This is a genomic window from Mesorhizobium sp. M7D.F.Ca.US.004.03.1.1 (assembly GCF_003998635.1).
GTDB classification, from domain to species: Bacteria; Pseudomonadota; Alphaproteobacteria; order Rhizobiales; family Rhizobiaceae; genus Mesorhizobium; species Mesorhizobium loti.
In genome coordinates this window covers 1-1725 of sequence record NZ_RZQG01001115.1, presented here as the reverse complement: position 1 = coordinate 1725, position 1725 = coordinate 1, and the positions used below count along the sequence as shown (strand labels likewise).

The following is a 1725-nucleotide window of genomic DNA, read 5'->3' as shown; positions in this document are numbered from 1 at the left end:
GCCTATGTGCAGGCCTGCATCCGCGGCGGCGGCGAGTTCGGCCCGGCGTGGCATCAAGCGGCGCTGAAGGGCAATCGCCAAAACGGCTTCGACGATTTCGCAGCGGTCGCGCAGGACGTCGTCAAGCGCGGAATCGCGACAGCAAGCTCGCTCGGCATCCAGGGCGGTTCGAATGGCGGCTTGCTGACCGGTGTCTCGCTGACGCAGCACCCCGAGCTGTTCGGTGCGGTCATCATCGAGGTGCCGCTGCTCGACATGCTGCGCTACGCCGAATTGCCGCCCGGCGCCTCGTGGATGGCCGAATATGGCGATCCGTCGAAACCCGAAGACGCGAAGTGGCTTTCAGCCTACTCGCCCTATCAGCACGTCGACGCCGCTGCCGCCTATCCGCCGGTGCTGTTGACCACCTCGACCGCGGACGACCGGGTCCATCCCGGCCATGCACGCAAGATGGCCGCCCGCTTGCAGGAAGCCGGCCATGCCAAGACGCTGTTCTTCGAGGAGACAGAAGGCGGGCATGGCGGGCGCGGCGACCGCCGGCCGCAGGCGGCGCAGACGGCGATGAAATATGTGTTCCTGCAAAGGGCGCTGGGCGGGGTGGCATAACCGGCAGGCCGAGTGTCGCCGACGCAAAGGGGGGTTCACCTCGACCGCCCTTTGCTCGCTCTCTTGTTTTGACGCAATTCCCTGAGGGAAAGCGCTACGCGCTTTTCCCGGGAAAACCGTTTCACACTTTTCCTGGAATTGCTTAAGGTGCCAGCCATGGCTCTCGTCAGGATGTTGGTTGGCGCATTTGAGGCTCGCGCATTGCGGGTCGCGGTGACACCGTCACCGCGCACGCTGCGCGCCGAGCTTTTGCGGCTGTGCGCCCGCATCGGTTATTCACCGCCTGCCATCCTCTGATGCATTCGCCCCGGCTTGGGCCGGATAGAATCCAGAGGAAAGATCAGATCCATGACCTATCAGAATTATTCGCTGAAGCAGCTTCAGCAGATCGACGCCGCACATCATCTCCACCCGTTCACCGACCACAAGGAACTGCGCGAGGCCGGCTCGCGCATCATCACCCACGCCAACGGGCCGTTCATCTACGATTCCGAGGGGGCTGAAATCCTCGACGGCATGGCCGGGCTGTGGTGCGTCAATATCGGCTACGGCCGTGACGAGCTGGCCGAGGCCGCCTATGCCCAGATGAAGGAGCTGCCTTACTATAACTCCTTCTTCAAATGCTCGACGCCGACGCCGGTGCTGCTGTCCAAGAAGCTGGCGGAGATCGCGCCGAAGCACGTCAACCAGGTGTTCTACGGCTCGTCCGGTTCGGAAGCCAACGACACGGCGTTGCGTCTCGTGCGCCACTACTGGGTGCTGGAGGGCAAGCCGGAGAAGAACCGCATCATCTCGCGCAAGATGGCCTATCACGGCTCGACCGTTGCCGGCACGTCGCTCGGCGGCATGGATGGCATGCACAAGCAGCTCGGCGGCGCGGTACCCAACATCGTCCATGTCATGATGCCCTATGCCTATGAACTGGCGCTGCCCGGCGAGAGCGATCATGATTTCGGCCTGCGCGCGGCCAAGGCCGTTGAGGATGCCATCCTCGAAGCCGGCGCCGACAAGGTTGCCGCCTTCATCGGCGAGCCGGTGATGGGAGCGGGCGGCGTGAAGATACCGCCGGTCAGCTACTGGCCGGAAGTGCAGCGCATCTGCCGTAAATACGATGTTCTC

The 1725-nt window shown here is 63.6% G+C and carries 2 protein-coding genes; both read left to right on the top strand.

Annotated features, from left to right (window positions below; all coding sequences use genetic code 11):
* Positions 1-606 (top strand): prolyl oligopeptidase family serine peptidase (locus EN935_RS34520; protein ID WP_164771627.1); only part of this gene is annotated, 606 nt, incomplete at its 5' end.
* Positions 607-954: 348 nt separating this feature from the next.
* The coding region (locus EN935_RS34510; protein ID WP_127374151.1) for an aminotransferase class III-fold pyridoxal phosphate-dependent enzyme at positions 955-1725 on the top strand (771 nt) is incomplete at its 3' end.